The 24338-nt window shown below is 70.4% G+C and carries 24 protein-coding genes; 15 read left to right on the top strand and 9 right to left on the bottom strand.

Annotation, left to right across the window (positions count from 1 at the left end):
• Positions 1–22 precede the first annotated feature (22 nt).
• Complete coding sequence (locus AB0305_RS08530) at positions 23–376, top strand: hypothetical protein (protein ID WP_364133174.1); 354 nt, start codon at positions 23–25, stop codon at positions 374–376.
• A gap of 39 nt (positions 377–415) precedes the next feature.
• On the opposite strand, the gene AB0305_RS08525 is transcribed toward AB0305_RS08530, so the two are convergent.
• From AB0305_RS08525 to AB0305_RS08515, 3 genes are all read right to left on the bottom strand, one after another.
• On the bottom strand, positions 416–2092 hold the full coding sequence (locus tag AB0305_RS08525) for an AarF/UbiB family protein (RefSeq protein WP_364133172.1): 1677 nt from the start codon (positions 2090–2092) through the stop codon (positions 416–418).
• 85 nt (positions 2093–2177) lie between these two features.
• The gene (gene corA / locus AB0305_RS08520) at positions 2178–3173 is read right to left on the bottom strand and encodes a magnesium/cobalt transporter CorA (RefSeq protein ID WP_290255830.1); all 996 of its coding nucleotides are present in this window, start codon (positions 3171–3173) and stop codon (positions 2178–2180) included.
• Between the two features lie 7 nt (positions 3174–3180).
• Positions 3181–3717 (bottom strand): Lrp/AsnC family transcriptional regulator, encoded by a 537-nt coding sequence (locus tag AB0305_RS08515; RefSeq protein WP_364133169.1) that lies wholly within the window; start codon positions 3715–3717, stop codon positions 3181–3183.
• 175 nt (positions 3718–3892) lie between these two features.
• Here AB0305_RS08515 and AB0305_RS08510 point away from each other — a divergent pair, with 175 nt between their 5' ends.
• Positions 3893–5128 carry an MFS transporter gene (locus tag AB0305_RS08510; RefSeq protein WP_364133166.1) on the top strand — a complete coding sequence of 412 codons (1236 nt, stop codon included), beginning with the start codon at positions 3893–3895 and terminating at the stop codon, positions 5126–5128.
• Positions 5129–5163: 35 nt separating this feature from the next.
• Here AB0305_RS08510 and AB0305_RS08505 read toward each other — a convergent pair whose 3' ends face one another.
• Positions 5164–5670, bottom strand: coding sequence for an Lrp/AsnC family transcriptional regulator (locus tag AB0305_RS08505; RefSeq protein ID WP_290255827.1), 507 nt, complete (start codon positions 5668–5670; stop codon positions 5164–5166).
• Positions 5671–5802: 132 nt separating this feature from the next.
• Here AB0305_RS08505 and AB0305_RS08500 point away from each other — a divergent pair, with 132 nt between their 5' ends.
• Complete coding sequence (locus AB0305_RS08500; protein ID WP_364133164.1) at positions 5803–6966, top strand: PLP-dependent aspartate aminotransferase family protein; 1164 nt, start codon at positions 5803–5805, stop codon at positions 6964–6966.
• Here AB0305_RS08500 and AB0305_RS08495 read toward each other — a convergent pair.
• Complete coding sequence (locus AB0305_RS08495; protein WP_364133161.1) at positions 6963–8279, bottom strand: MFS transporter; 1317 nt, start codon at positions 8277–8279, stop codon at positions 6963–6965. The two genes, AB0305_RS08500 and AB0305_RS08495, sit on opposite strands and share 4 nt — an antisense overlap.
• A gap of 117 nt (positions 8280–8396) precedes the next feature.
• Here AB0305_RS08495 and AB0305_RS08490 point away from each other — a divergent pair, with 117 nt between their 5' ends.
• Positions 8397–9380 (top strand): LysR family transcriptional regulator, encoded by a 984-nt coding sequence (locus AB0305_RS08490; RefSeq protein ID WP_364133158.1) that lies wholly within the window; start codon positions 8397–8399, stop codon positions 9378–9380.
• A 55-nt stretch (positions 9381–9435) separates the two neighbouring features.
• Here AB0305_RS08490 and AB0305_RS08485 read toward each other — a convergent pair whose 3' ends face one another.
• Positions 9436–10476 carry a nitronate monooxygenase gene (locus tag AB0305_RS08485; protein WP_364133155.1) on the bottom strand — a complete coding sequence of 347 codons (1041 nt, stop codon included), beginning with the start codon at positions 10474–10476 and terminating at the stop codon, positions 9436–9438.
• Between the two features lie 49 nt (positions 10477–10525).
• On the opposite strand from AB0305_RS08485, the gene AB0305_RS08480 reads away from it, so the two are divergent.
• Positions 10526–11458, top strand: coding sequence for a BadF/BadG/BcrA/BcrD ATPase family protein (locus AB0305_RS08480; protein WP_364133152.1), 933 nt, complete (start codon positions 10526–10528; stop codon positions 11456–11458).
• Between the two features lie 38 nt (positions 11459–11496).
• Here the strand turns inward: AB0305_RS08480 and AB0305_RS08475 are convergent, their stop codons facing one another.
• The gene (locus AB0305_RS08475) at positions 11497–12519 is read right to left on the bottom strand and encodes a pirin family protein (RefSeq protein WP_364133149.1); all 1023 of its coding nucleotides are present in this window, start codon (positions 12517–12519) and stop codon (positions 11497–11499) included.
• A 65-nt stretch (positions 12520–12584) separates the two neighbouring features.
• Here AB0305_RS08475 and AB0305_RS08470 point away from each other — a divergent pair, with 65 nt between their 5' ends.
• The 8 genes from AB0305_RS08470 to AB0305_RS08435 all read left to right on the top strand — a co-directional run bounded on the left by AB0305_RS08470 (position 12585) and on the right by AB0305_RS08435 (position 20574).
• Positions 12585–13049 (top strand): NUDIX hydrolase, encoded by a 465-nt coding sequence (locus AB0305_RS08470; RefSeq protein WP_364133147.1) that lies wholly within the window; start codon positions 12585–12587, stop codon positions 13047–13049.
• Between the two features lie 350 nt (positions 13050–13399).
• Positions 13400–14506, top strand: coding sequence for a ribosome small subunit-dependent GTPase A (gene rsgA, locus AB0305_RS08465; RefSeq protein WP_364133145.1), 1107 nt, complete (start codon positions 13400–13402; stop codon positions 14504–14506).
• A 286-nt stretch (positions 14507–14792) separates the two neighbouring features.
• Positions 14793–15884, top strand: a complete 1092-nt coding sequence (locus AB0305_RS08460) for an ABC transporter ATP-binding protein (protein WP_364133142.1) — start codon at positions 14793–14795, stop codon at positions 15882–15884.
• Positions 15884–16585: an ABC transporter permease gene (locus AB0305_RS08455; protein WP_364133139.1), complete on the top strand. Its 702-nt coding sequence runs from the start codon at positions 15884–15886 to the stop codon at positions 16583–16585. Before AB0305_RS08460 ends, AB0305_RS08455 begins: the two co-directional genes overlap by 1 nt.
• Positions 16582–17328 carry an ABC transporter permease gene (locus AB0305_RS08450; RefSeq protein WP_290255817.1) on the top strand — a complete coding sequence of 249 codons (747 nt, stop codon included), beginning with the start codon at positions 16582–16584 and terminating at the stop codon, positions 17326–17328. The genes AB0305_RS08455 and AB0305_RS08450 overlap by 4 nt, the downstream gene beginning before the upstream one ends.
• Positions 17325–18287 carry an ABC transporter substrate-binding protein gene (locus AB0305_RS08445; RefSeq protein WP_290255816.1) on the top strand — a complete coding sequence of 321 codons (963 nt, stop codon included), beginning with the start codon at positions 17325–17327 and terminating at the stop codon, positions 18285–18287. Before AB0305_RS08450 ends, AB0305_RS08445 begins: the two co-directional genes overlap by 4 nt.
• A gap of 142 nt (positions 18288–18429) precedes the next feature.
• Positions 18430–19650: a pyridoxal phosphate-dependent aminotransferase gene (locus AB0305_RS08440; RefSeq protein ID WP_364133135.1), complete on the top strand. Its 1221-nt coding sequence runs from the start codon at positions 18430–18432 to the stop codon at positions 19648–19650.
• A 69-nt stretch (positions 19651–19719) separates the two neighbouring features.
• The gene (locus AB0305_RS08435) at positions 19720–20574 is read left to right on the top strand and encodes a polyphosphate kinase 2 family protein (RefSeq protein ID WP_364133132.1); all 855 of its coding nucleotides are present in this window, start codon (positions 19720–19722) and stop codon (positions 20572–20574) included.
• Here AB0305_RS08435 and AB0305_RS08430 read toward each other — a convergent pair.
• Both AB0305_RS08430 and xseA read right to left on the bottom strand, forming a co-directional pair.
• Positions 20571–20813 (bottom strand): exodeoxyribonuclease VII small subunit, encoded by a 243-nt coding sequence (locus tag AB0305_RS08430; protein ID WP_290255813.1) that lies wholly within the window; start codon positions 20811–20813, stop codon positions 20571–20573. The genes AB0305_RS08435 and AB0305_RS08430 overlap by 4 nt on opposite strands.
• Before the next feature lie 26 nt (positions 20814–20839).
• On the bottom strand, positions 20840–22126 hold the full coding sequence (gene xseA / locus AB0305_RS08425) for an exodeoxyribonuclease VII large subunit (RefSeq protein ID WP_364133129.1): 1287 nt from the start codon (positions 22124–22126) through the stop codon (positions 20840–20842).
• Between the two features lie 227 nt (positions 22127–22353).
• Between xseA and AB0305_RS08420 the strand changes: the two genes are divergently transcribed.
• Together AB0305_RS08420 and AB0305_RS08415 are read left to right on the top strand one after the other, a co-directional pair.
• Positions 22354–23220 carry a hypothetical protein gene (locus tag AB0305_RS08420; protein ID WP_364133126.1) on the top strand — a complete coding sequence of 289 codons (867 nt, stop codon included), beginning with the start codon at positions 22354–22356 and terminating at the stop codon, positions 23218–23220.
• Positions 23221–23242: 22 nt separating this feature from the next.
• Positions 23243–24334: a 4-hydroxy-3-methylbut-2-enyl diphosphate reductase gene (locus AB0305_RS08415; protein WP_290255810.1), complete on the top strand. Its 1092-nt coding sequence runs from the start codon at positions 23243–23245 to the stop codon at positions 24332–24334.
• Positions 24335–24338 lie beyond the last annotated feature (4 nt).

Genomic DNA, 24338 nt, shown 5'->3' with positions numbered 1-24338 from the left:
CGGCGCCGACTAAAATGGGGCAATGGCGGAACAACCTCCGGACCAACGTCCGGACCTACCTCCGGAACATGGCCCCGATCCGTGGGAGGAATTCGACCGGCTTGGCCCGGCCCGGGAGGACCGTGTGCGCGGACAGCCGGGCGGCGAGCCCAACGGTTTCGGCTTCCGCACGGGGGTCCGCAGCGCGAAGGTAGCCGTCGGCTTCGCGGTGTACGCGCTGGTCCTTGGCAGCATCCTGGTGGGGGCGGGGGTGGTCTACTTCATCGGCCACCGTGAGTGGCTTTGGCTCGCGCTGATGGCGGCGATCGAGGCGGTGTTCGTCCTAGCCTTTGCCCGGCTGGTGGCGCAGGCACGGCACCGACGCCCCACGCCCTGAGGCAGTCCCGGACAACCTGCTGGATTGAAGCAGGCGGCCCTAGCCGGTCCCGCGCCGCCGGTGCGGCCGCGAGCCGATCGCCAGATAGCCGCCGAGGGCACCAACACCGCCCAGCCCGGCGGTGAACAGGGCCTTGGGCCACCGTTTCCACCGGTCCGGCTGGAAGGACACCAGTTCCCCGACGGCGCCGATCAGCGCAGCGACGATCAGGCCCGCGACGATCCGGTTGCCGGTCTTCTCCGCCCGGTCCATCAGCGACTGGAGTTCCCCGGCCCGGAAATGCACGTCCACCCCGCCACGCTCCAGCACCTCCAGCAGCCTCCGGGCCAGTTCCGGTGCCTCGATGCCGAACCTCAGGGCCTCCCACCCGAGCTTCTTCAGCCGCTCAGCCACCGCCTCCGGGGTGAGAGAGGAGAGCACCACACCGCGGGTGAAGGGCCCCAGCTGTTCGGTCAGCTCGAAGCCGGGGTCCAGCTGTTTGCCCAGCCCGTCGGCCATGACCAGCATCTTGACCATCAGGGCCGTCTCCCGCGGCAGGCGGAGCCGGCTGGTCCGCAGCAGCCCCGCCAGCTCGGCCAGGACCGGTACCAGCGGCACCTCCGCCAGTGGCCGGTCGGCGTAGCGGTCCAACAGCCGGCCCAACGCCGCCTGCAGGGTGCCATAGTCGCCGTCGGCGCCGCCGCAGAGCCGCACCACCGCGGTGGTCAGGCTCCGGGGGTCCTTGTCCACAACCGCCAGCAGTACCCGCACCAGGTTCCACCGGGCGCCGTCGTCGATCTTGCCCACCATGCCGAAATCGATGATCCCCAGCCTGCCGTCGGGTTCGACGAAGAAGTTTCCCGGGTGCGGGTCGGCGTGGAAGAACCCGTCTTCGAAGACCATCTTCAGGAGCACGGTGCAGGCGCGGACGGCGAGGTCCCCGGTGTCGATCCCGGCCGCCCGCAGCCCGCCGACGTCGCTGATCTTGATGCCGCGCAGCCGCTCCAGGGTCAGCACCCGCGTGGTGGTGGCGTCCCAGAAGACCCGGGGGATGTGCACGCGCGGGTCACCGGCGAAGTTGGCCGCGAACTGCTCGGCGTTGCGCGCCTCCTGCAGGTAGTCCAGTTCCGCCCGGAGGGTCTGGGCGAACTCGTCCACCAGGGCCGCGACCCGCCAGCCGGCCACGGCCGAGGATGCCTGTTCGGCACGTTTGGCCAGTTCGGCCATGATTTCCAGGTCTTCATTGACCTCCTCGACGACGCCGGGCCGGCGCACCTTGACCACGACGTCGGCCAAGACGCCGCCGTCGGCCGCGCCCCCGCCGGCGAGTGTTGCCTCGTGGGCCTGCCCGATGGAACCGGTGGCGAGCGGTGTGTCCCGCAGCCCGGCCAGCAGTTGGTGCGCGGCCGGCCCGAGCTCCTCGGCGATGACGTCGCGGATTTGTTCGGCCGGGATGGCGGGGGAGGCGTCCTGCAGGGTGGCGAGCTCCGCGGCGTAGTCCGGGGGCAGGATGTCGGTCCGGGTGGAGACGATCTGGCCGAACTTGATGAACACCGTCCCGAGTTCCTCCAGGGCCAGGCGCACCCGCTCCGGGGCAGGCATCCGGGCGCCGGGCAACCCTCCGGGCCGGCCGGTCAAGTGCAACCGCTCCAGGTGCAGCCCGCCCACCGCGAATCCCAGCCCGTGCCTGCCCAGGGTCTCCACGATGTGCCGGAACCGCTCCCGCCGCGCGCTCATGCGGCCAGAGTACACGGGGCCCGCGGGACACGGGGCGGTAGGGAAGGCCCGCCCGTGAGCGGGTGCCGGCGTCAGCGGGCTCCGGTCAGAGCCAGCCCTTCCGCTTGAAGATGGCATACATCAGCGTCGCCGTGGCGGCCATCAGCCCGATCGCCATCGGATACCCGAACGCCCAGTGCAACTCCGGCATATTCTCGAAGTTCATGCCGTACACCCCGGCCACGAAGGACGGGGCGAAAAAGATCGCGGCCCAGGAGGAGATCTTCTTGACCTGCTCGTTCTGTTCGGCGCTCGCCTCATTCTGGCGGTTGGCGGTCAGCGTGCCGTCCAGGGTCAGCGCGTTCTGCAGCAGGTCCCGGAAGGAGTCCGCGCGGGAAATCAGCCGCTCCACGTGGTCCTCGACATCGCGGAGATTGTGCTGCAGTTCCGAATCCACCCGGTACTTCTCGAAGCCGCTGCGCAGGTGCTGCATCATGGCCGGCAGCGGATGGATGGCCCGCTGGAAGTGGATCACCTCGCGGGCGAGCTCATAGATGCGCCGGGAGACCAGGGGGTCGCCGCTGAAGAGCTGGTCCTCGATCTCGTCGATGTCGTTTTCCAGCCCGGCAACCACCGGCCCGTAGTCGTCCACAACCTGGTCCATCAGCGCGTAGAGCACGGCCTCGGGCCCGTGGCAGAGCAGGTCCGGGCGCAGCTCCAGGCGGCGCCGCACCTGGCCGACGCCGGCGGTCTCGGCGTGCCGCACCGTCACCACGAAGTTGCGGCCGGTGAAGACGTGCAGCTCGCCGAACTCCACGGTCTCGGAGTCGTCCAGGTAGCGGGCGGGCCGGAGCACGGTGAAGAGGTTGTCGTCATAGCGTTCCAGCTTCGGGCGCTGGTGGGCGGAGACGGCGTCCTCCACGGCGAGGCCGTGCAGTCCGAATTCGGCGGCGACGGCGGCCATTTCCTCGGTGGTGGGACGGTAGAGGCCGATCCACGCCATGCCCCCGTGGCGATTCAGGGTCTCGAAGGTCTGTTCCAGGCTCTCGGGCTCGGCCCGGCGGACGCCGTCCACGTAGACGGCGTTGTCGATGATAGTCACCGGGCCATTATCCAGCGTCGGTGCCGTCACCGGCCGCAACGGCCCGGCGCGCTGGCCGCGCAGCGGTTCCGGCGGCGCCCTGAGCCAGCCGGCTGATCAGCGGCTCGGTGCGGTAGGGGATGTGGGTGTGCAGGGCGAGCACCGTCTCGGTCCGGATGACGCCCTTGATCCGCAGGATGGAGCGCAGGGCAGTCTGGAGATTGTGCGTGTCCGTGGCCACCAGCCGGCACCAGACGTCGCCCCGGCCGGAGATTTCGTGCACCTCCAGGACCTGGGGGATGAGGCGCAGTGCGGCGACCACGCCGTCGAGCTCCCGGTGGTTCACCTCGATCGTGACGAACGCGACGACGTCGTACCCCACCGCCTCCAGGTCGATCTCACGGCCGCCGTCGTGCAGGATCCCCGAACGCAACATCCGCCGGACCCGGGTCTGCGCCGTGTTCCGCGCGATGCCCAGGGCGTCGCTGAGTTCGCCGATCTGGACCCGGGGATCCTTGACCAGTTCCAGCAGGATCCGCAGGTCGGTGGGGTCGAGGCTGTTCAAATCATCACTCCGGTTCATCCGCGCGGGGCATCATTGATGGTTTTGATCAATTCTGGCACGAAAAGAGAGGTGAACGATCATGCGTGCCGCATTCTGGAGGCATCCATTTCTTTACCGGGTCCGTAGCCTCCCCACCGGGAACGCCCGCGGTACCCCGATGTGCAGGGACACCGTCATGACCGTCTTCAGCGAACTCCGCATGCGCCCGGCCACCGCCGCCCGCTGGGGTTGGGATGCCTCCGTCACCGCCCGGCTGGTGATGGCCGGCGTCGTCATTTTCACGCTCTTGGTGGGAGCCAATCTCGCGACCCCGCTCTACCCGCTGCTCCAGGCCCGGCTGGGCATCTCGGCGCTGGACGTGACGGTGGCGTTCTCTGCCTACGTCCTGGCCCTCGTTGCCACCCTGATCCTTGCGGGGCACTGGTCCGATCACATCGGCCGGCGTGCTGCGATGGTGCTGGCGGTCCTGACGGGCCTGGCCGGCGGACTGGTCTTTGCCTCGGCCGACAGCCTGGCGGCGCTCTGCGCAGGGCGTGCCCTGCAGGGCGCCGCGGTGGCCCTGGCCACCGGGGCGAGCTCCGCGGCGCTGCGGGAACTGCTGCCCAGCCGGCCCGAATGGGCCTCCCGCTTCACGCTGCTCGCCTCGGCCGGCGGGGTGGCGGCCGGGCCTGCGATCGGCGGGCTGCTCTCGGTGTTCCCGGGTCCGACGTCGACGCCGTACTACCTCCACTCGCTGGTCCTGGCGGCGCTCCTGGTCCCGCTGTACCTGCTCAAGGCCCGCCCCGCGATCACCTCCACCGCCGGGCAGCAGCCGCTGAAGGTCCTCGCCCCGCGCAGGCCGTCCGTCTCCAGCGAGGCACGGGGCGCCTTCTGGCTCGCCTCGTCGGTGGGCTTCCTCAGCTTCGCCGTGTTCGGCTTCTGCCTCTCCCTGGCCCCGGGCTATTTCGCGCAGATCGTCCACGCCGACTCGCGTCCGCTGATCGGGGTCCTGGCCGGCCTCACCCTCGCCGCGTCCGCCCTGAGCCAGCTGCTGGCCGTGCGGGGACGGTTCGTGGTCCCGGCGGGGCTCGTGCTGCTCTCCGTCTCGGTGCTGCTGATCGCCGCCGCTGCCGCCTGGAGCAGCCCCTGGCTGCTGGTCGCGGCGAGCGTCACCGCGGGCCTGGGCCAGGGCGTGGCGTTCCGGACCGTCTTCAACACCGTCGCCGGCAAGGTCGAGGCGGCCCGCCACGCGCAGATCATCAGCACGGTGTACGTGATCACCTACCTCGGCAGCGCCTTCCCGGTGATCGGGCTCGGCCTGGCCGCGGGCGCCGTCGGGCTGCAGACCGCGGTGGCCGGCTTCGTGGTGCTCTGCGCCGCGCTGGGCCTGGTTCTCGCGGCGGTGTCGCTGCGGCAGGCGCTGCGCGCCTAGTCCCTCGGGTCCGCGGGCGCCGAAGGTCCCTCGCCTCAGTCCGGCAGCGGCCCGTGGTTGCCCTGGATGTGGTCGAAGACCAGAGTGGTTTCCGTGTGGCCCACCACCGGGTCCGTGGCCAGGTTGTCCAGCACCCAGTCACGCAGGTCCTCCGTGGTGGCCACGGCAATGTGCAGCAGGTAGTCCACCGAGCCGGAGGTGTGGAAGGTCGAGAGCACGGCGGGGAGCTTGGGCACGCGGGCGGTGAACCGGTCGATTTGTTCGCGGTCGTGGGCCCGCAGGCGCACCGCGATCAGGGCCTGCACCGACCGGCCGACGGCGGGGAGGCTGAGTTTGGCCTCAAAGCCCTGGATGATGCCGCGGTCGGAGAGCGCCCGGGTGCGCATCAGGGCGGTGGAGGGCGCGATGCCCACCAGCTCGGCCAGCTGCTTGTTGGAGATGCGGGCGTCCGCCACCAGCGCTGCCAGCAGACGCTCGTCGATAGCGTCCAGCGGTTCGCCGGCCCCCGCTCCGGTCCGAACATTCTTCGCAGCACTGCTCACGGGTCCTCCTTTATGTGGTTTAGGTTCATCTTAGGCGGCCATATCCGCCGGTTCCATTCGAAACACCTGTCTCCTTCCGAATATCTGCCGGATACTTGCCCTATTCAATGGCGAATATTCACAAGGAGAATCGTGCTTTCCTTCGACTCCCAGGCCGTCCACGCCGGCCGCCAGGGCCTCACGGACCAGGGCCTGCATGCCGTCCCGATCGACCTGTCCACCACCGCCCCGCTTCCCTCCGTCCACGACGGCGGCCTCGCCTACGAGCAGCTGGCCACGGGCGGCACCCCGCAGGAAGGCCAAAGCACGGTCTACCAGCGGCTCTGGAATCCGACGGTGGCACGCTTCGAAGAGGGCGTGGCCCTGCTCGAGGCGATGCCCGAGGCCGTGGGCTTCGCCAGCGGCATGGCGGCGTTGAGTGCCGCACTGCTGGCCGTCGTGGCGACGGGGAGGAAGCACATCGTTGCGGTACGGCCGCTCTACGGCGGCAGCGACCACCTGCTGGCCTCCGGCGCGCTGGGCACCGAGGTCACCTTCACCACGGCCGGCGGCGTGCGCGGTGCGCTGCGGCCGGACACCGGCCTGGTCATCCTGGAAACGCCGGCGAACCCCAGCCTGGACCTGGTGGACATCGCCGCCGTCGTGGCCGCCGCCGACGGGGTCCCGGTGCTGGTGGACAACACCTTCGCCACCCCGGTGCTGCAGCAGCCGGCACGCCACGGGGCGGCCATGGTGCTGCACAGTGCCACCAAATTCATCGGCGGCCACGGGGACGCGATGGGCGGGGTCATTGCGGCCGGCGGCGAGTGGGCCGCCCGGCTGCGGCGGGTGCGGGCCATCACCGGCGGAATCCTGACGCCCTGGCCGGCCTACCTGCTGCACCGCGGACTGGCCACCCTGCCGGTCCGGGTCCGGGCCCAGCAGGCCGGAGCGCACAAGGTGGCCGTGGCCCTGGCCGGCCATGGACTGGTCCGCCGCGTCTACTACCCGGGGCTGCCGGACTGCGATCCGCAGGGGCTGGTGGGGACGCAGATGGCCGGACCGGGATCGCTGCTGGCCTTCGAGCTGGGCAGCGCGGACCATGCTGAGCGGCTTCCGGGCGCCGTCCGGCTGCTCACCCACGCCGTTTCCCTGGGCGGCATCGACTCCCTCATCCAGCATCCCGCCGGCCTGACACACCGGCCCGTTGCGGCCGAGGCGAAGCCGCACGCCGGGCTGTTGCGGGTCTCGGTGGGGCTCGAGGACCCGGCGGACGTCATCGCGGACCTGGTTCAGGCCCTGGAAGCCATGCGTTAGGCCTGCGCGGTGCCGGGCACGCCGGCCGGATGAACGACGGCGGTGACCGCCGCCGTCGTCGCCGCCAGTGCCATCACCCCCAGGGCAAGCGCCGTCCAGCCCAGCGACTGGAAGAGCAGGCCCCCCGCCCAGCCCAGGACGCTGGAGCCCAGGTAATACGCGAGGTTGTAGAGCGAGGCGGCCTGGGCCCGGCCGCCGCTGGCGATCACCCCGGTCCAGCCGGAGCCGATGCTGTGGGCGGCGAAGAAACCGCCGGTGAAGATCAGGAGCCCGGCCAGGATCAGGACCAGATGAGCGGTAAGCGTCAGCGCCAGGCCGCCCACCATCAGCACCGTCCCGGCGATCAGGACGTTCCGGCGGCCATGCCGCGCGGTCAGCCCGGCGGCCCAGCGGGCCGAGACCGTGCCCGAGAGATAGGCCAGGAAGATCAGGCTGATTAGGGTGGCCGGCAGGCCGAACGGTGCGGCGGAGAGCCGGAACCCCAAATAGTTGTAGACGGCCACGAAGCCGCCCATCAGCAGGAAGGCCTGCAGGTAGATGGCCAGCAGCCGCGGGTTCCGGCCATGGTGTCCCAGGGTGGCCAACGCGCCGCGCAAGCCCCCGGCGGCGGACGGGGTGAAGTTCCGGGCCGGCGGGACCAGGACCAGGAACAGGACCGCCGCCACCGCGGCCATGGCGGAGACGCACAGGACGGCGGCGCGCCAGCCCCAGAGTTCGCCGACGGGTCCGGCGAGCAACCGGCCCGCCAGCCCGCCCAGGGTGGTGCCGGCAACGTAGGTCCCTGCGGCCAGTGCGGCCTGGGCCTTCGTGATCTCCTCATTCAGGTAGGCCACCGCGATCGCCGGAATCCCGCCCAGTGCCATACCTTCCAGTGCCCGCAGGGCGAGCAACACCGGGAACGTCGGCGCCAGCGGCGCCAGCAGGCCGAACACGGTTGCCGCCGAGATCGCCCAGGCCATGGCCCGGACCCGTCCCACCCGGTCCGCAACAAAAGACCACGGCAGGACCGTGAGGGCCAGCCCGACGGTGGCCAGGGAGATCGTCAGGGCGGCCTCCGCCGCGGTGACCTCCATTCCGCGCGCAATCAGCGGCAGGACGGCCTGGGTTGAATACAGCTGCGCGAAAGTGGCGACGCCGGCGAAGGCCAGGCCGGCAAGGATCCTTCGGTATCCCGCGGAGCCCTTGCGGTGGCCGGCCCACGCTGCCTGCGGTTCCCGTTGCCCGTGGTTCCCCGGGGCTTCAGTGCCGGGGACGGGCGGTGCCACGGGGGAGGGCCGGCCGGTGGCGGGGCTGGAGACGGGGTGGCGGGGCATCTGCCCAGCGTAGACGCCGGCCGGGTATGCTTCCAATGCATCATTACCATTAGATTCATGGCCCAAACGGAACATTTTCCCGGCCCGTCGGGAGGTCATCTGCCGAGGAGGTCCCGCGTGGATGTGGAGAACAAACACCTTGTCCAGCTGTTGCCGCTGCTGCCGGTCCTGGCCGAGTTGGGCCGGACCCGGCACGTCACCGCGGCGGCCGAGGCCCTGGGCCTGCCGCAATCCACGGTCAGCCGCGGCATAGCGCGGGCCGGCCGCCTCATCGGCACGGAACTGGTGCTCCGCGACGGCAGGGGAGTCCGGCTCACCCCGGCGGCGGAGGCGCTGCTGCCGCACATCGAGGCGGCCCTGGCCCAGTTCCAGGCGGGACTGGACGTGGTGCGGCATGAATCGGAGGTGGTCCGCGGCAGGATCGCGGTGTCCTTTCAGCACACCTTCGGCGAGGCGATGCTGCCCCTGCTGATCAGCGCCTTCCACCGGCGGCACCCGCAGCCGGCCTTCCAGCTCAGTCAGGGCTCCCGCGACGGATGCCTGGCCGAGCTTGCCGCGGGGGAGGCCGACCTGGCGTTGACGGCCCCCGTCGCAGGCCCCAGCCGGGGGATCTCCTCTGCCGCCCTCTACCGGGAACCGCTGCGCCTGGTGGTCCACCACAGCCACCGCCTGGCGGGCCGGGCCAGCGTGCCGCTGGCCGAACTGCGGGCCGAACCGTTCGTGGCGATGGGCCCCGGGTACGGGCTGCGATCCCTCTCCGATGCCCTGTTCCGGGAGGCCGGTTTCCGGCCGCGGATCGCCTTCGAAAGCCAGGACTCCCATACGGCCCGTGGCCTTGTCTCGGCCGGGCTGGGCGTCAGCATCCTGCCGCCGGCGGGCCCGTCCCCGGACCGGCACCAGCCCGGACAGCCGCCCGAACTGGGCTGGGTGGAGCTGGCGCTGGAGTCGGAGCTGGCCTTCCGTGAGATCGGCCTCGCGTGGCGGGAACGGCGCGGCGGGGCGGACGCCGAACCGGACCCGGTGCGCCTGTTCCGGGAGCTGGTGCTCAGCGAGGGCCCCTCCCTGCTGGCGGGCTTCGTCCGCGGCCGCTCCGGCCGCTAAACGGTCGTCTCCGGCGGTCGTCCCCGGCGCGCTGCGGCCGGCGCGTGGAGCGAGGCTAGCCCAGCAGCCGTGCCAGCACCCCGGCGACCGGTCCGGCCTTCGCCTCCCGCCATCCGGTGCCCGCCCACAGGTTCAGCCGTTCCGGATCCCCGGCGGCGGCCGCGGCCGCCCGCAGCGGCGCCGTCAGGTGATGGACCGCGGGGTAGGCCTCCGGCGCGTCCGGGTGCGCGGCAACGAACTCGTTCACCAGGGCCCGGGCGGCACGTCCCGTGAACGCCCGGGTCATGGCCGTTCCGGTGAAGCGCGGGCTGGCCAAGGCATCCTTGTGCAGCTGGCGGGTTCCACTCTCCTCTGTGCGCAGCAGGGCCGTCCCCACCTGCGCGGCGCCGGCGCCCGCGGCGAGGACGCCGGCCACCCCGGCCGCGTCCATGATGCCGCCGGCAGCCACCAGGGGAAGTCCGACGGCGGCGCGGACCGCCCGGACCAGGTCCGCCGTAGTACCCTCCGCCGGGCCCTCTTGCAACATCCCAAGCGATCCCGGCAGGAAGGCCCCGCTGTGCCCGCCGGCGCAGGAGTGCTGCACCACCAGGGCGTCCACCCCCTGCTCCTCCGCCAGCCTCGCCTCGGCCAGGCCGGTGACGGTGGCCAGCACCAGGGAACCCGCCCGCTGCAGCCGCCGCACCGTGTCCGTCCCTGGCAGGCCGAAGGTAAAGCTGACAAGTTCCACCGGGTCGGCGAGCAGCAGATCGATCTTCTCCTGCCAGCGGTCGTCATCGTCCAGCCGCGGCGCCGGGAGCTGAACGCCGTAGCGACCCGCCTCGGGGATCAGCTCCTGCCGGTACGCCGCCAGCGCCGCCGTCACGGCGGGGCCCGGCGGCAGCTGGGCCGGGTCGGGGACGAAGACGTTCATCCCGAACCGGGCGCCCGTGGCGCGCACGGAGCGGATCTCGGCCGCCATCGCGGCGGGGTCCTTGTAGCCGGCGGCGAGGAAGCCCAGCCCGCCGGCCCGGTGCACGGTGGTGACGAAGGACGGCGTCGACGTCCCGCCGGCCATCGGCGCGGCGATGACGCTGGTGCCAAACATCGGGTGCGGCATGGGTACTCCTGACGGGATTTTCGGCGGCCGTTGTCAGTAGGCTTGTCCGGTGACCCATTCTGACACCCCCTCCGTCCCCCCGGCCGCCGTCCCGAGCCCCGACGGGGCCGTGATCGGCCTGGACATCGGCGGAACCAAGACGCGCGGTGTCCGCTTCGAGTCCGGCGTCCCCGTGGCCGACGAGTCCGTCGGCAGCGCCAACGTCCAAAACGTCACCCCCGAGGAGGCGGCCCGGAACCTGGCGGAGCTGTTTGCCAGGATCGGCGGCGGCACGATCGCCCGCGTCTACGCCGGTGCCGGCGGCATCGACACGGACGAGGACGCCGCCGCGCTCGCCGCGCTGATCAGCCCGCACGCGCCCGGCGCCCGGGTCACCGTGGTCCATGACTCCCGGCTGTTGCTGGCGGCCGGGGGAGCCGCCACCGGGGTGGCCGTCATCGCCGGCACCGGTTCTGCCGCCTGGGGGCGGAACGCCGAGGGCGCCGAGGCCCGTGCCGGAGGCTGGGGCTACCTGCTCGGCGACGAGGGCAGCGGCTATTGGCTCGGCCGGGAAGCGGTCCGGCACAGCCTGCGCCGGATGAACCAGGGACTGGAACCGGACGAACTGACCCGGGCGCTGCTGGCCTCCTGCGGCACGGACCACCCCAACAAGCTCATTGCCCTCTTCCACTCGCCGGCCACGGGCCGGCGCTTCTGGGCCCAGCAGGCGCGTGTGGTGGTCGAGGCCGCCGACGCCGGGCACCCCGCCAGCCAGGCCTTGATCGGACAGGCCGGGCGCGACCTGGCCGACCTTGCCGTCCAGACCCTCCGGCAGCTCGGCATCGCCGGTCCCGTGATCCTGGGCAGCGGGCTCGGTATGAACGTGGTGCGCCTGCAGGACGCGTTCCGCACCGCGCTCGCCGCCGAGGGGATCACCGACGTCCGGGTGCTGCAGCAGGAGCCGGTGTTCGGGGTCCTGCAGCTCGTCGCCGAACAGGACTGAGCCGGGCTAAACGGGTCCGGGCCAACCGGCCGTCGTGGTCAGTGCCGCCGGCGCGGACGAAGCGGCACCCCGGGCAGCGGCGGCGCGGGGATCCGCCCGGCTTCCGGGCCGGCGTCGGGTCCATGGCCGGGCACCAGCCCGAAGCGGGCCGACGCGGCGTCGGCGTCCGTGAGTCCGGCCTGCGCCTCCCAGTCCTCCCTCGCCTGTGCCACCTCCTCGTGGCTGCGGCCGACGAAGTTCCACCACATCAGCAGTTCCTCCTCGAACGGTTCCCCGCCCAGTAGCACGAACCGGGTCCCGGGAGAGGCCACCAGTTGCAGCCGGTCCCGGCCGGTGCCGAGGTAGCCCAGCGGTCCGGGCGGCACCTGCTGGCCGTCGAGTTCCACGCTGCCGTCGAGCACCAGGACGGCGTGCTCGAAGTCCGGGTCCAGGGGCAGGTCCAGCGGTCCGTCGCAGCTGATGTCGGCCCCAAGGATCGGCGTGAAGGTGGTGGCGGGCGACGTCGTCCCGGCCAGGCTCCCCACCATGACGGTCGCCGCGAAGCCCTGGCCGCGGACCACGGGCAGGTCCCGGTGCTGTTCGAACGCCGGGCCGCGGTGCCGGTCGCTGTCCGGGAGCGCCACCCACAGCTGCAGGCCGCGCTGCAGCGGCATTTCGGCATCAGGGCCGCCGGGCAGCACCGCGAACTCGGAGTGGGAGACGCCCCGTCCGGCCGTCATGATGTTGAGTTCCCCGGGCCGGACGATCACGTCGCTGCCCACGCTGTCGCGGTGCCGGATGGTTCCCGCCAGCGGCCACGTGACGGTCTGCAGCCCCGTGTGCGGGTGCGGGAGCACGGACATGGCGACGCGGTCGGGGCCGAAGCTGTCCAGGAAGCACCACGCGCCCACGGTCGGCAGGCCCCTCTGCGGGAGGGTGCGGGAGACGTTCATGGCCCGGACCCCGCCGAGCGGGACCTCGCGGGCCGGCCAGAGCTGGAGGCACGGACCGCTGGCGGTTCCAGCCACGCTGTGCGCGGCGGGGCAGACTTCTTCGGGCGGCAGGACTTCGAGGTTGGTCACCCTCAAACTCTAGGGCCCGGCCGCCGGATCCGGCAGGGCCGGCGGTGCGCGGTTACGCTGGGACGATGACCCTGCCATTCGACACCCGCCCTGCCGCCTACGGCGTCGTCATCCGCGACGACAGCCTCCTCCTCGCGTATTGGAAGCAGGGCGGCCGCGAGGGCTGGACGCTGCCCGGCGGGGGACTGGACCTGGCCGAACACCCCGTGGACGGCTGCCGGCGGGAAATCTTCGAGGAGACCGGCTATGACGCCGCCGTCGGCGCCCTGCTGGGCGTGGACGTCGGGTACTGGCCCGCCGAGTCACGGCTCGACGGCGGCCACCGGGACTTCCAGTCGCTCCGACTCGTCTACGAAGCGGAGATCACCGGGGGAGAGTTGCGCCATGAGGTCGGCGGCAGCACCACGCACGCGGCGTGGATCCCGCTGGCCGAGGTCGCCGGGCTGAACCGGGTCTCGCTCGTCGATGTGGCGTTGAGGCTCTACCGGGAACGGCCGGTGGACGGCAGGCTTTCCCCGAACGGTCCCTAGCCAGCGGCGGCGGGGGCGGCTACCCTGAAGACACCGCGCCGTGATCGGCAGCGGGGGAACGCGAAAGCTACTGCGGGGGAGGTGAACGTGATGATTGCAACGGATCTGCGCGCGCAGCGCACCACCAGCAGCCACAGCACACGTTCTGCCCCGGCCGTCCGCGCTTCCTGACCCGACCTCCGGCATCTCCTGCCGGGCGGGTATACGCCGGTCCATTCCGACCGCAGCGGGCGACATGTCCCGGGGCCCAGCACAAAGGGTTCCCATTGAACGCTCACTCTGCACCATCTCATCATCACCACGTCCCCAGCGGCCCGGAAGCCTACGGTTTCACCGATTCCGTCCGGGACATGTTCGCTGACCATCCCGTGTCCGGAGGAACCGGCGCCGGCCGCGTGGCGCGCGTCGACCGCACCCGCGTCGTGGTCGCCGCGCACGACGGTCCGCTCCACCTCCCCTATCCCCGCAACGGCGGCTGGCCCGCCACCGGCGACTGGGTGTGGCTCGGCCCCGACAGCGTGGGGGAGACCGCCATCATCGACGTCCTGCCCCGCCGGACGGCACTGATCCGCAAACAGGCCTTCGACGCTTCCTCGGAGGCCCAGGTGCTTGGCGCCAACATGGACGTCGTAGGGGTGGTGGTTCCGGTGGACTGGCCCCTCACCCATAACCGGTTGGAGCGCACCCTCGTGGCCGCCTGGGATTCCGGCGCCACACCCCTGGTGGTCATCACGAAGGCGGACCTGGCGGGCGTGGCGGATGACGTCGTCGCCACCGTCCTCCACCAGGCCGCCGGCGCCGCCGTGGTCACCACGTCCGCGCAGCAGGGCGACGGACTGGAGGAACTGCTCGCCCACCTGCCCCCGGGAGGCACCATCATGCTGCTGGGACCCTCCGGAGCCGGGAAATCGACGCTGATCAACGCGCTCGCCGGGTCCGATGTCCAGGACACCGGACCCGTCCGGGCCGGTGACGGCAAGGGCCGCCACACCACCACCGTCCGCGAGCTGGTTCCACTGCCCGGCGGCGCCGTCCTGATGGACACCCCGGGGGTGCGCGGGTTCGGCCTGTTCGACGCCGAGGACGGCATGGGCGAAGTGTTCGGCGACCTCGAGGAGCTGTTTGCCGGCTGCCGGTTCGCCGACTGCGCCCACGACCGCGAACCGGGCTGCGCCGTTCAGGCCGCACTCGCCGACGGCACACTGCAGGGCCGCCGCTGGGCCAGCTACCAGAAGATGCAGCGCGAGCTCGCCGCCCTGGGCCGCCGGCACGACGCGGCCGCGCGGCGGGCCTACCAGCGGGAATGGCACCAGAAGGTGTCCGCGGCCAGCCGCGGCCAGCGGGCGGCGGAACGCCTGGGAGAGGGGTACGGGGCCAAACGGGCCGCCGGCTCCGGAGAACCCGGCAGCAGCAGAGGTGGCGGCAGCGGCGGCAAGGCCGGGCGGCGCGGCCGCTAACGAAAAGGTGCGCCCATCCGCCCGGGCAACGGTGCCGAAGACTCCGCGGGGAGAGTTTCGCTCGCCCCGCGGAGGCGGTCCGCCGCCCCCGCGGAGGCGGTCCGCCGCCGCCGCGGGGACGCGGGCGCCGTGGGACGGTTTGATCACTTTTTCGACTCGTTTGATCAACCTGTCTGCGGCGCCCGTTACGCTGGGCTCCTACTCGCTTTACAGTAAAAAATAAGCATGCATATGATCAGTTGGCTGGACCGTCCCATGTTGCCGCCAACAGTTAGGTAAGCCCGTAATGGCAGAGGCCATGATCGAGTTCCAGAGCGTCACGAAGAAGTATCAGGGCGGCCAGGCGGCCGTTGACGATCTGAGCATGTCCATCGACAAGGGCGCGATCACGGTTTTCGTCGGCCCGTCCGGCTGCGGCAAGACCACCTCCCTGCGGATGATCAACCGGATGGTGGAGCCCACCTCGGGCACCCTGACCGTGGATGGCAGGGACGTCACCAGTGTCCCCGCACCCCAGCTGCGCCGCTCCATGGGCTACGTCATGCAGTCTTCCGGACTGATGCCGCACCGTACGGTCCTGGACAACATCGCCACCGTCCCGCGGCTCAACGGCGTCTCCAAGGCCGAGTCCCGCAAGCGCGCCGAGGAGCTGCTCGACGTCGTCGGGCTCGCCTCCGCCCTCGGGAAGCGCTACCCCTCCCAGCTCTCCGGCGGCCAGCAGCAGCGCGTCGGCGTGGCCCGGGCGCTCGCCGCTGACCCGCCCGTGCTGCTCATGGACGAGCCGTTCAGCGCCGTGGACCCCCTGGTCCGCGACGAGCTACAGAAGGAACTCCTGCGCCTGCAGCGGGACCTCGCCAAGACCATCGTGTTCGTCACCCACGACATCGACGAGGCCACCGTCCTGGGTGACAAGGTTGCCGTCTTCGCTACTGGTGGAAAGCTGGCCCAGTACGCCGCGCCGGAGGAAATCCTGCGCGCTCCCGCCAACGAGTTCGTGGCGGCCTTCGTGGGCCGGGACCGCGGCTTCCGGCACCTGGCCTTCAGCCCCTCCGACGGCGTCCGCATCCACGCGGCGCAGACCGTCCGGCTCCACGAGCTCGGCGCCGGCAGCGAGGCCGGAGACTGGCAGCTGGTGGTCGACGACGAGGGCCGTCCCCTGGGCTGGAGCGGTCCCGGGGCAGGAGCGGCCACTGTCCCCGGCGGCTCCCTCTTCCGCAAGGGCGAGACCCTCCGCCGCGCCCTGGACGCGGCGCTGTCCTCGCCCTCGGGTCTGGGCGTCGCCGTCGACGACGACGGCCGTGTCGCCGGGATTCTCAAGGCCGACGAGGTGCTCGCCGTCATCGACGCGGACCGGCGGGCCAGGCAGGGACGACTCTGATGGAATGGTTCCTGGCCAACAGCGGAACCGTCTTCACCCTCGCGGGCCAGCACCTTGTGCTCGCGGTGGTGCCGATGGTCCTGGGCCTGCTCATCGCGATCCCGCTGGCCCAGCTTGCGCGACGCAGCAGCACCCTCCGGGCCGTGGTCCTCACGGCCTCGTCCCTGCTCTACACCATTCCCTCCCTCGCGCTGTTCATCATCCTGCCCACCGTGATCGGCACCCGGATCCTGGACCCGCTCAACGTGATCGTCGCGCTGACCATCTACGCGGTGGCGCTCCTGGTCCGTGCCGCCCTCGACGCCTTCGATTCGGTGGACGATGACCTGCAACAGGCCGCCGTCGCCATGGGCTTCAAGCCGCTGGCCCGTTTCCTGCAGATCGACCTGCCTCTGTCCCTGCCCGTCATGTTCGCCGGCCTTCGGGTGGTCTCGGTCAGCAACATCTCACTGGTCAGCGTCGCGGCGCTGCTGGGCATCGGCAACCTCGGCATGCTGTTCACCGCCGGACTGCAGCGCGACTTTGTCACCGAGGTGATGGTGGGCATCATCGCCATCCTCATCCTCGCGCTCGTCATGGACGCCCTCCTGGTGCTGCTCGAACGCCTCCTGACCCCCTGGGCCCGCGCCGCCGGGGCGAAGCCTGCCGGCCCCAGGGGGGCCGCCCGCGGCAGCGCGGCCACCGTGGAGGCCAGCGCATGAGCAACGTCTTCTCCGATACTTTCGCGTGGCTGGCAGACCCGGACCACTGGTCCGGCAGCACCGGGATTCCCGTGCGCCTGGCCGAGCACCTGCAATACACCGGCCTGGTCATGCTGATCGCCGTGGCCATCGCCGTGCCCGTGGGCCTGTACGTCGGCCACACCGGACGCGGCCGGGTGGCCGTCGTCGCCCTCGCCGGCGCGCTGCGGGCCCTGCCCACCCTGGGCCTGCTGACGCTCTTTGTCCTGCTCGCGGGAATCGGGCTGATGCCCCCGGTCTGGGCCCTCGTGATCCTGACCGTCCCGCCCCTGCTGGCCGGCACCTATGCCGGCATCTCCAGCGTGGACCGGAATGTGGTGGACGCCGCCCGCGCGATGGGCATGACCGAACTCCAGGTGCTGTTCCGGGCCGAGTTCCCCAACGCACTGCCCGTCATGTTCGGCGGGTTCCGCACCGGCGTGCTCCAGGTCATCGCCACCGTTTCGGTGGTCGCTTACATCAACCTAGGCGGCCTGGGGCGCTACCTCTTCGACGGGCTGGTGCTTTCCGACTTCCCCCAAATGCTCGGCGGCTCGCTGCTGATCGCCGTCCTGGCGATCGCCGTCGACCTCGTCCTGGCCCTGTTCCAGCGGCTCTTCCTCGTCCGGGGCGCCGCCCGCACACCAAACCGCGGCCAGCAGGCCACGGTTGATCTCACAGACCCCGCGACCGCGGAGCCTGTTCTTCAAGGAGGTACATCATGAAGGAAAACCGCCAACGAGCCCTCGGCAGGCGCGCATTCGGCGCCCTGGCCACCGGTGTCGGCCTGGCCCTGGCGCTGTCCGCCTGCGGCGGCTCGTCCAACCCGCTGTCCTCCGCGCCCGCCAGCGGCGGTTCCACCGGTGGCGCCGGCGGATCCCTGGTGATCGGCTCGGCCGACTTCACCGAGAGCCAGATCATCGCCGAACTGTACGCCGGTGCCCTGAACGCGGCCGGCGTCACCGCCACCACCAAGCCGAACATCGGCTCCCGCGAGGTGTACTTCAAGGCCGTCCAGGACGGCTCCGTGGACGTGGTCCCGGACTACACCGGCAACCTCCTGCTGTACGTAAACAAGGAAGCCACCGAGGTCTCCGCGGACGACATCGCCAAGGCGCTGCCCGGCAAGCTGCCCGACGGCCTGGCCGTGCTGGACGCGTCCAAGGCCGAGGACAAGGACGCCATGGTGGTCACGAAGGCCACCGCGGAGAAGTACAAGCTGAAGTCCATCGAGGACCTGGCCAAGGTCTGCAACGAGATCGTCGTCGGCGCCCCCGCGACGTTCGCCGAGCGCGCCTACGGCCTCCCGGGCCTGAAGAAGAACTACAACTGCGAACCCAAGAAGCTGGAACCGTTCAGCGACGGCGGCGGCCCCCTGACGGTCAAGGCCCTGCTCTCCGACCAGGTCCAGGTAGCCGACATCTACACCACCACCCCCGCCATCGCGGACAACGACCTGGTGGTGCTGGAGGACCCGAAGAACAACTTCATCGCCCAGCAGGTCCTGCCGCTGTACAACAAGGCGAAGATGACGGACAAGGCCAAGGAAGCGCTGAACGCCGTCTCCAAGCAGCTCACCACCGACGATCTGATCAACCTCAACCGGGCGGTCAGCGGCAGCCAGAAGCAGAACCCGAAGGACGCCGCTGCGGCGTGGCTGAAGGACAAGGGCATCGTCAAGTAGACGGCGCCACACCCTGACGACGGCGGCCGCCCGGGACCCGGATGACGGGGCCCGGCGGCCGCTGCCGTTGGTCCGTATGGCCGTGACGGGCTGTGAGGCAAGTCTCAGGGGAAGTCCATCACCCTTATGGCATATTTGATGGATGGCAGAAATCCAGCAGTCCACCAAGCTTCATAATGTCCTCTACGACATCCGTGGACCGATTCTTCAGGCCGCCCAGCAGATGGAGGCAGAGGGTCACCGCATCCTCAAACTGAACATCGGAAACCCGGCCCCGTTTGGTTTCGAAGCGCCGGACGCGATCCTGGTGGACATGATCCGCCATCTGCCGCACGCCCAGGGCTACAGCGATTCCCGCGGCATCTTCTCCGCCCGCACCGCCGTCTCGCAGTACTACCAGACCCGTGGCATCCAGAACATCCACGTGGACGACATCTACCTCGGCAACGGTGTCAGCGAACTGATCACCATGTCCCTGATGGCCCTGCTCGACGACGGCGACGAGGTGCTGATCCCGACGCCGGACTACCCGCTGTGGACCGCCTCCGTCGCCCTCGCCGGCGGCAAGCCCGTCCACTATCTCTGCGACGAGGAGTCCGGCTGGCAGCCGGACCTGGAGGACCTGGAAGCCAAGACCAGCCCGCGCACCAAGGGCATCGTGGTGATCAACCCCAACAACCCCACGGGCGCCGTCTACCCCGAGGAGACGCTGAAGAAGATCGTGGCCCTGGCCGAGAAGCACGGCCTGGTGCTCTTCGCCGACGAGATCTACGAGAAGATCCTCTACGAAGACGCCGTCCACGTGAACATGGCGAGCCTCACCGGGGATGACGTGCTCTGCCTGACCTTCAGCGGACTGTCCAAGGCCTACCGGGTCTGCGGTTTCCGGGCCGGCTGGATGGCCATCTCCGGGCCGAAGAAGAACGCCGCGGACTACCTCGAGGGCATCAACCTGCTGGCGAACATGCGGCTCTGCGCCAACGTCCCGGCCCAGCACGCTATCCAGACCGCCCTCGGCGGGTACCAGAGCATCAACGATCTCATCCTGCCCGGCGGCCGGTTGCTGGAACAGCGTAATAAGGCCTACGACATGCTCAACGCCATTCCCGGCGTGAGCACCCAGCAGGCCCGCGGTGCCATGTACCTGTTCCCCAAACTGGACCCCGAGGTTTACCACATCCGGGACGACGAGAAGTTTGTGCTGGACCTGCTCCGGCAGCAGAAGATCCTGGTCTCCCACGGCCGGGCCTTCAACTGGGTGCGCCCGGACCACTTCCGCATGGTCACTCTGCCCAACGTCAAGGACCTGGAGGAAGCCATCAACCGCATGGCGGACTTCCTCAGCCGCTACAAGGGCAACTAGGATTCGGGTCAGCAGCGCCGCCGGACACCCGTCGCGGCGGCCGGCTGCCCGGACCGGAATGAGGCTGTAATGGCAGACGCCGTGAACTTTGAGAAACATCCCGCCGAGTTGCTGAGGGCGGGCAAGAAGTTCATTCTGGGCGATGTGGACCCCGGCGCCACCCCCGGGTACAGCGGCGACAAGGCCGCGGGCGAGTCCCTGCTCGGCGAACTGGACGGCAAGCTGACCCGGCTCCAGGAGCAGCTCTTCGCGGAGTCACGCGCCGGTGGCAAGAAGCGGGTCCTGCTGGTCCTGCAGGCGATGGACACCGCCGGCAAAGGCGGGATCGTCAACCACGTCATGGGCCAGATGAACCCGCAGGGCGTGCAGTTGAAATCTTTCAAGGCACCGACGCCCGAGGAGCAGTCCTACGATTTTCTGTGGCGGATCGAGAAGGAGGTGCCGGCGGCAGGGATGGTCGGCGTCTTCGACCGTTCCCACTACGAGGACGTCCTGATCCACCGCGTGCACCGGTGGGCCGACGCCGAGGAACTGGACCGCCGCTACCGGGCCATCAACGAATTTGAGGCCCGGCAGGCCGCGGCAGGCACCAAGATCGTCAAGGTGATGCTGCACATCAGCCGGGACGAGCAGCAGCAGCGCCTGCTCGCCCGCCTGGACGATCCGGCCAAGCACTGGAAGTACAGCGGCAACGACCTCAAGGAGCGGGCCTTCTGGGACGACTACATGGACGCCTACCAGGCTGCCTTTGAGCGGACCAGCACCGAGCACGCGCCCTGGCACGTGGTGCCGGCGAACAAGAAGTGGTACGCCCGGATCGCCGTGCAGCAGCTCCTGCTGGACGCGCTGGAGTCCCTGGCCCTGCAGTGGCCCGCCCCGGAGATCGACCTGGACATGGAGCGGGAGCTGGTCCGGCGCTCCTAGCCCTCGTCGGCCGCCTGCTCCTTTGCGGCGGCCAGGCGCTTCCGGGCACCCTCCAGCCACTGCTCGCAGCGCTTCGCCAGTGCCTCGCCGCGTTCCCACAGGGCGAGTGAGTCTTCGAGGCTGACGCCGCCGGCCTCCAGCTTGCCGACGACCGCGACGAGCTGTTCGCGGGCTTCCTCGTAGCTGAGGGCGTCGAGGTCCGTATGGGTGGTGGGCGTTGCCGCGCTGTCCGCTGCCATGGTGGTTCTCCTGGTGGTCTGTTGGGTTAGTCGTCGGTGGGTTCGGCACCGCCGGTGGACCGGGCGGTGAATTTTCCGCCGGCCACCCGGATTGCCAGGGCTGTGCCGTCCGGGGCCTCATCGGGGAAGCGGATGACCTCGTGCCGGGCCCCGGGTTCGACGATGCCGTCGTCCAGCTGGACCACGGCATAGCCGCGGTCCAGGGTCTTCTGCGGGGACAGGGCCCGGATTTGCGCCTTGAGGTGCACCAGCTGGTCCGCGGCGCGAACCACCGCCGTGGTGATCGCTGAGTGCGAGCGGTTCTTGAGCCGCTCGACGTCGTCGTGGCGGGTGGTGATCATCCCCTCCGGGGCGGAGAGGACGGGCCGGGACCGCAGCGATGCCAGCCGGTCCGTTTCGCGGTCGACCAGCCGGCCGACGCCGCGCCGCAGGTGGTCGCGGGCCTGCCGGACCCGGGCGAGTTCCTCCGCCACGTCGGGCACGATCCGCTTGGCCGCGTCGGTGGGGGTGGAAGCGCGCAGGTCGGCGACGTCGTCGAGGATGGGCCGGTCCGCCTCGTGGCCGATCGCGCTGACCACCGGAGTGGAAGCCGCGGAGACGGCGCGGATGAGCTCCTCGCTGCTGAACGGCAGGAGATCCTCGAGGGAGCCGCCGCCGCGGGCGATGACAATGACGTCCACCCTCGGATGGGCGTCGAGCTCGCGGAGCGCGCCGAGGACCTGCGCGACGGCGGTGTTGCCCTGGACGGCGACCTCACGGACTTCGAACTCGACGGCGGGCCAGCGCAACGCCGCATTGCGGAGCACATCCTTCTTGGCGTCCGAGTCCCGGCCGGTGATCAGCCCGATCCGGTGGGGCAGGAGCGGCAGCCGTTTCTTGCGGGAATCGGCAAAGAGCCCCTCGGCGGCCAGCGCCTGGCGGAGCCGTTCGATGCGGGCCAGCAGGTCACCGAGCCCCACCGGGCGGATGTCCTTGACCGACATGTTCAGCCGGCCGGTCTTCAGCCAGAACTCGGCCTTGATCAGGGCCACGACGCGTGAACCGCGCTCCAACGGGGTCGCCTGCCGGTCCAGGACGCTGCTCCAGACCGACGCCGGCAGGGAGATCTCCGCGTCGATGTCCCGGAGGGTCAGGTAGGCGTTGGAGCCGCGGCGGTTCAGTTCGATGACCTGTCCCTCCACCCACGCCGACGGTGCCCGGTCGATGTACCCCTTCAGCTTCTGGGAGAGCAGCTGCAGCGGCCACGGATTGTCCGGGCTGGTGCCGGCGGCAGTGGCCGGCAGCGTAGAGGCCTCGGCGGTCTCCTCAGACATGCCGGCGGCTGTCGACGCGGGGTGCCAGGTGCATGGTTGCGGGTCCTTCGGTGGTGGTCGCGGAACGATTCCGGCGGCGGGGCCGGCTTCAACTCTATCCATAGCAATACCAGCGGCGTCCGACTTTCTAACGGCAGGCCTCCTGGTGGCGGGGCGCGCGGTGGTTTTACCGTCCGCCCGGGCTCACCCGTAGGATGGCTTCACTCCCAACCCACCAGGAGACTTTCGTGCGCACTTTTGTCTCGGCCATCGCCGTACTGATCGGCCTGGCCTTATCCGCGGTCGCCGTCCCCGCCCTCTGGGTGGACCGCAACATCGTCCAGGAGGACGGGTTTGTTGCCCTCACCGCTCCGCTGGGCAAGGATCCCGCCTTCCAACAGGGCCTGGCGACGGCGGCGGTGAACGGCATCGGCACCGGCCAGCAGCAGCTCCCGGACGCGCTCGCCAACCTGATCAAACCGATCCTGACCGACGCGGCGAAGTCCCTCACCACCGCTCCGGGCTACGCGGATGCCTGGGCGGAGACTCTCCGCCGCAGTCACCGGCTGAGCTTTGCGGACCCGTCGACGCTGCCCCCGGAAACCGACGGCGCCACCTCCCTGACCCTCGACGTCGCACCGTTGGTCGGTCTGGTGGTGAAACGGATCACCGAGGCTTCCCCGCTGCCCCTGACGCTGAAGGCCCCCGACACGGTCCGGATCAACATCGGGCAATCCAGCCAGCGCCAGATGATCGAACGCGTGTCCGCCTATGCGCCGATGGGAACGCCCGTGGCCGTGGGGGCTGGCATCGCCTTCCTCCTGGCTTTTGTCGCTGCCCGCCGCAAGTGGACCGTTCTGGCCGGCATGGGCCTGGGCGCGCTCGTGCTGGCCGCGGTGTGGAAGTTCGGCTCGGACCTGGCCGGGAAGGCTGTCCTGGCGACCTCGGGCGGCAACGACGTCGCGGGCATCTTTAAGCGCGAATTCGTAGACGCCGCCACGGCGAACTTCGGGCAGTGGATCATCGCCGCCCTGGTAGCCGGCGGTGCGCTGCTGGTGGCCGGCATCGTGCTCCGCGTCGTCGCCCCGCGCAGGCGGCCCACGGCCCGGCCGTAGCGAACACCGGTAGCATGGGGGCATGACGTCCACCGCTGTTTCCATTCCGATGCCCTCCGTTCCGCGCCGGCGGCGTTCGCCGGAGGAAATCCTGGCCGCGGCCCCCGTTTCCGGGCCCAAGCGCGTGCTGCTGGCGGCCCCGCGCGGTTACTGCGCCGGCGTTGACCGCGCCGTGATCGCCGTGGAAAAGGCGCTCGAGCACTACGGACCGCCGGTCTACGTGCGGAAGCAGATCGTCCACAACGTCCACGTGGTCAGCTCGCTGGAGGAGAAGGGGGCCATCTTCGTCGACGAAACCGACGAGGTCCCCGAGGGCGCCCTGGTGATCTTTTCCGCGCACGGCGTGGCTCCCTCCGTGGTGCAGTCCGCCGAGGACCGCGGCCTCCGCACCATCGATGCGACCTGCCCGCTGGTGACCAAGGTCCACCGCGAGGCCGTGCGCTTCGCCAAGGACGACTTCGACATCCTGCTGATCGGCCACGACGGCCACGAGGAGGTCGAGGGCACCGCCGGCGAGGCCCCCGAACACATTCAGATCATCAACGGCCCGCACGAAGTGGACAAGGTCACTGTCCGGGACCCGGAGAAGGTCATCTGGCTCTCGCAGACCACACTCAGCGTCGACGAGACCATGGAGACGGTCCGGCTGCTGAAGGAACGCTTCCCGACCCTGCAGGATCCGCCCAGCGACGACATCTGCTACGCCACCACCAACCGGCAGGTGGCGATCAAGAAGATCTCGCCGCAGGCGGATCTCGTGATCGTTGTCGGCTCGGCCAACTCCTCCAACTCCGTCCGCCTGGTGGAGGTGGCCCTGGAGTACGGTGCGAAAGCCTCCTACCGGGTGGACTTCGCCAACGAGGTCGACGAGTCCTGGTTCGAGGGCGTCGCCACCGTCGGCGTCACCTCCGGCGCCTCCGTGCCCGAAGTCCTGGTCCAGGAAGTGCTCCGGCTTCTGGCCGACTACGGCTACGGCACCGTGGAGGAAGTCGTTACCGCGGAGGAAGACCTGCTGTTCTCGTTGCCCAAGGAACTACGGGCTACGCTCAAGCAGGCCGGCGATGTCTCCCGCGCCCTGGGCGGCCGCGGGTCACGCCCCGCGGCCGGTTCCTAGCTCT

It is taken from the genome of Arthrobacter sp. NPDC080086, from assembly GCF_040702285.1.
Note: the sequence above shows the minus strand (reverse complement) of the source record. Positions and strands in the feature narration are given on the sequence as shown.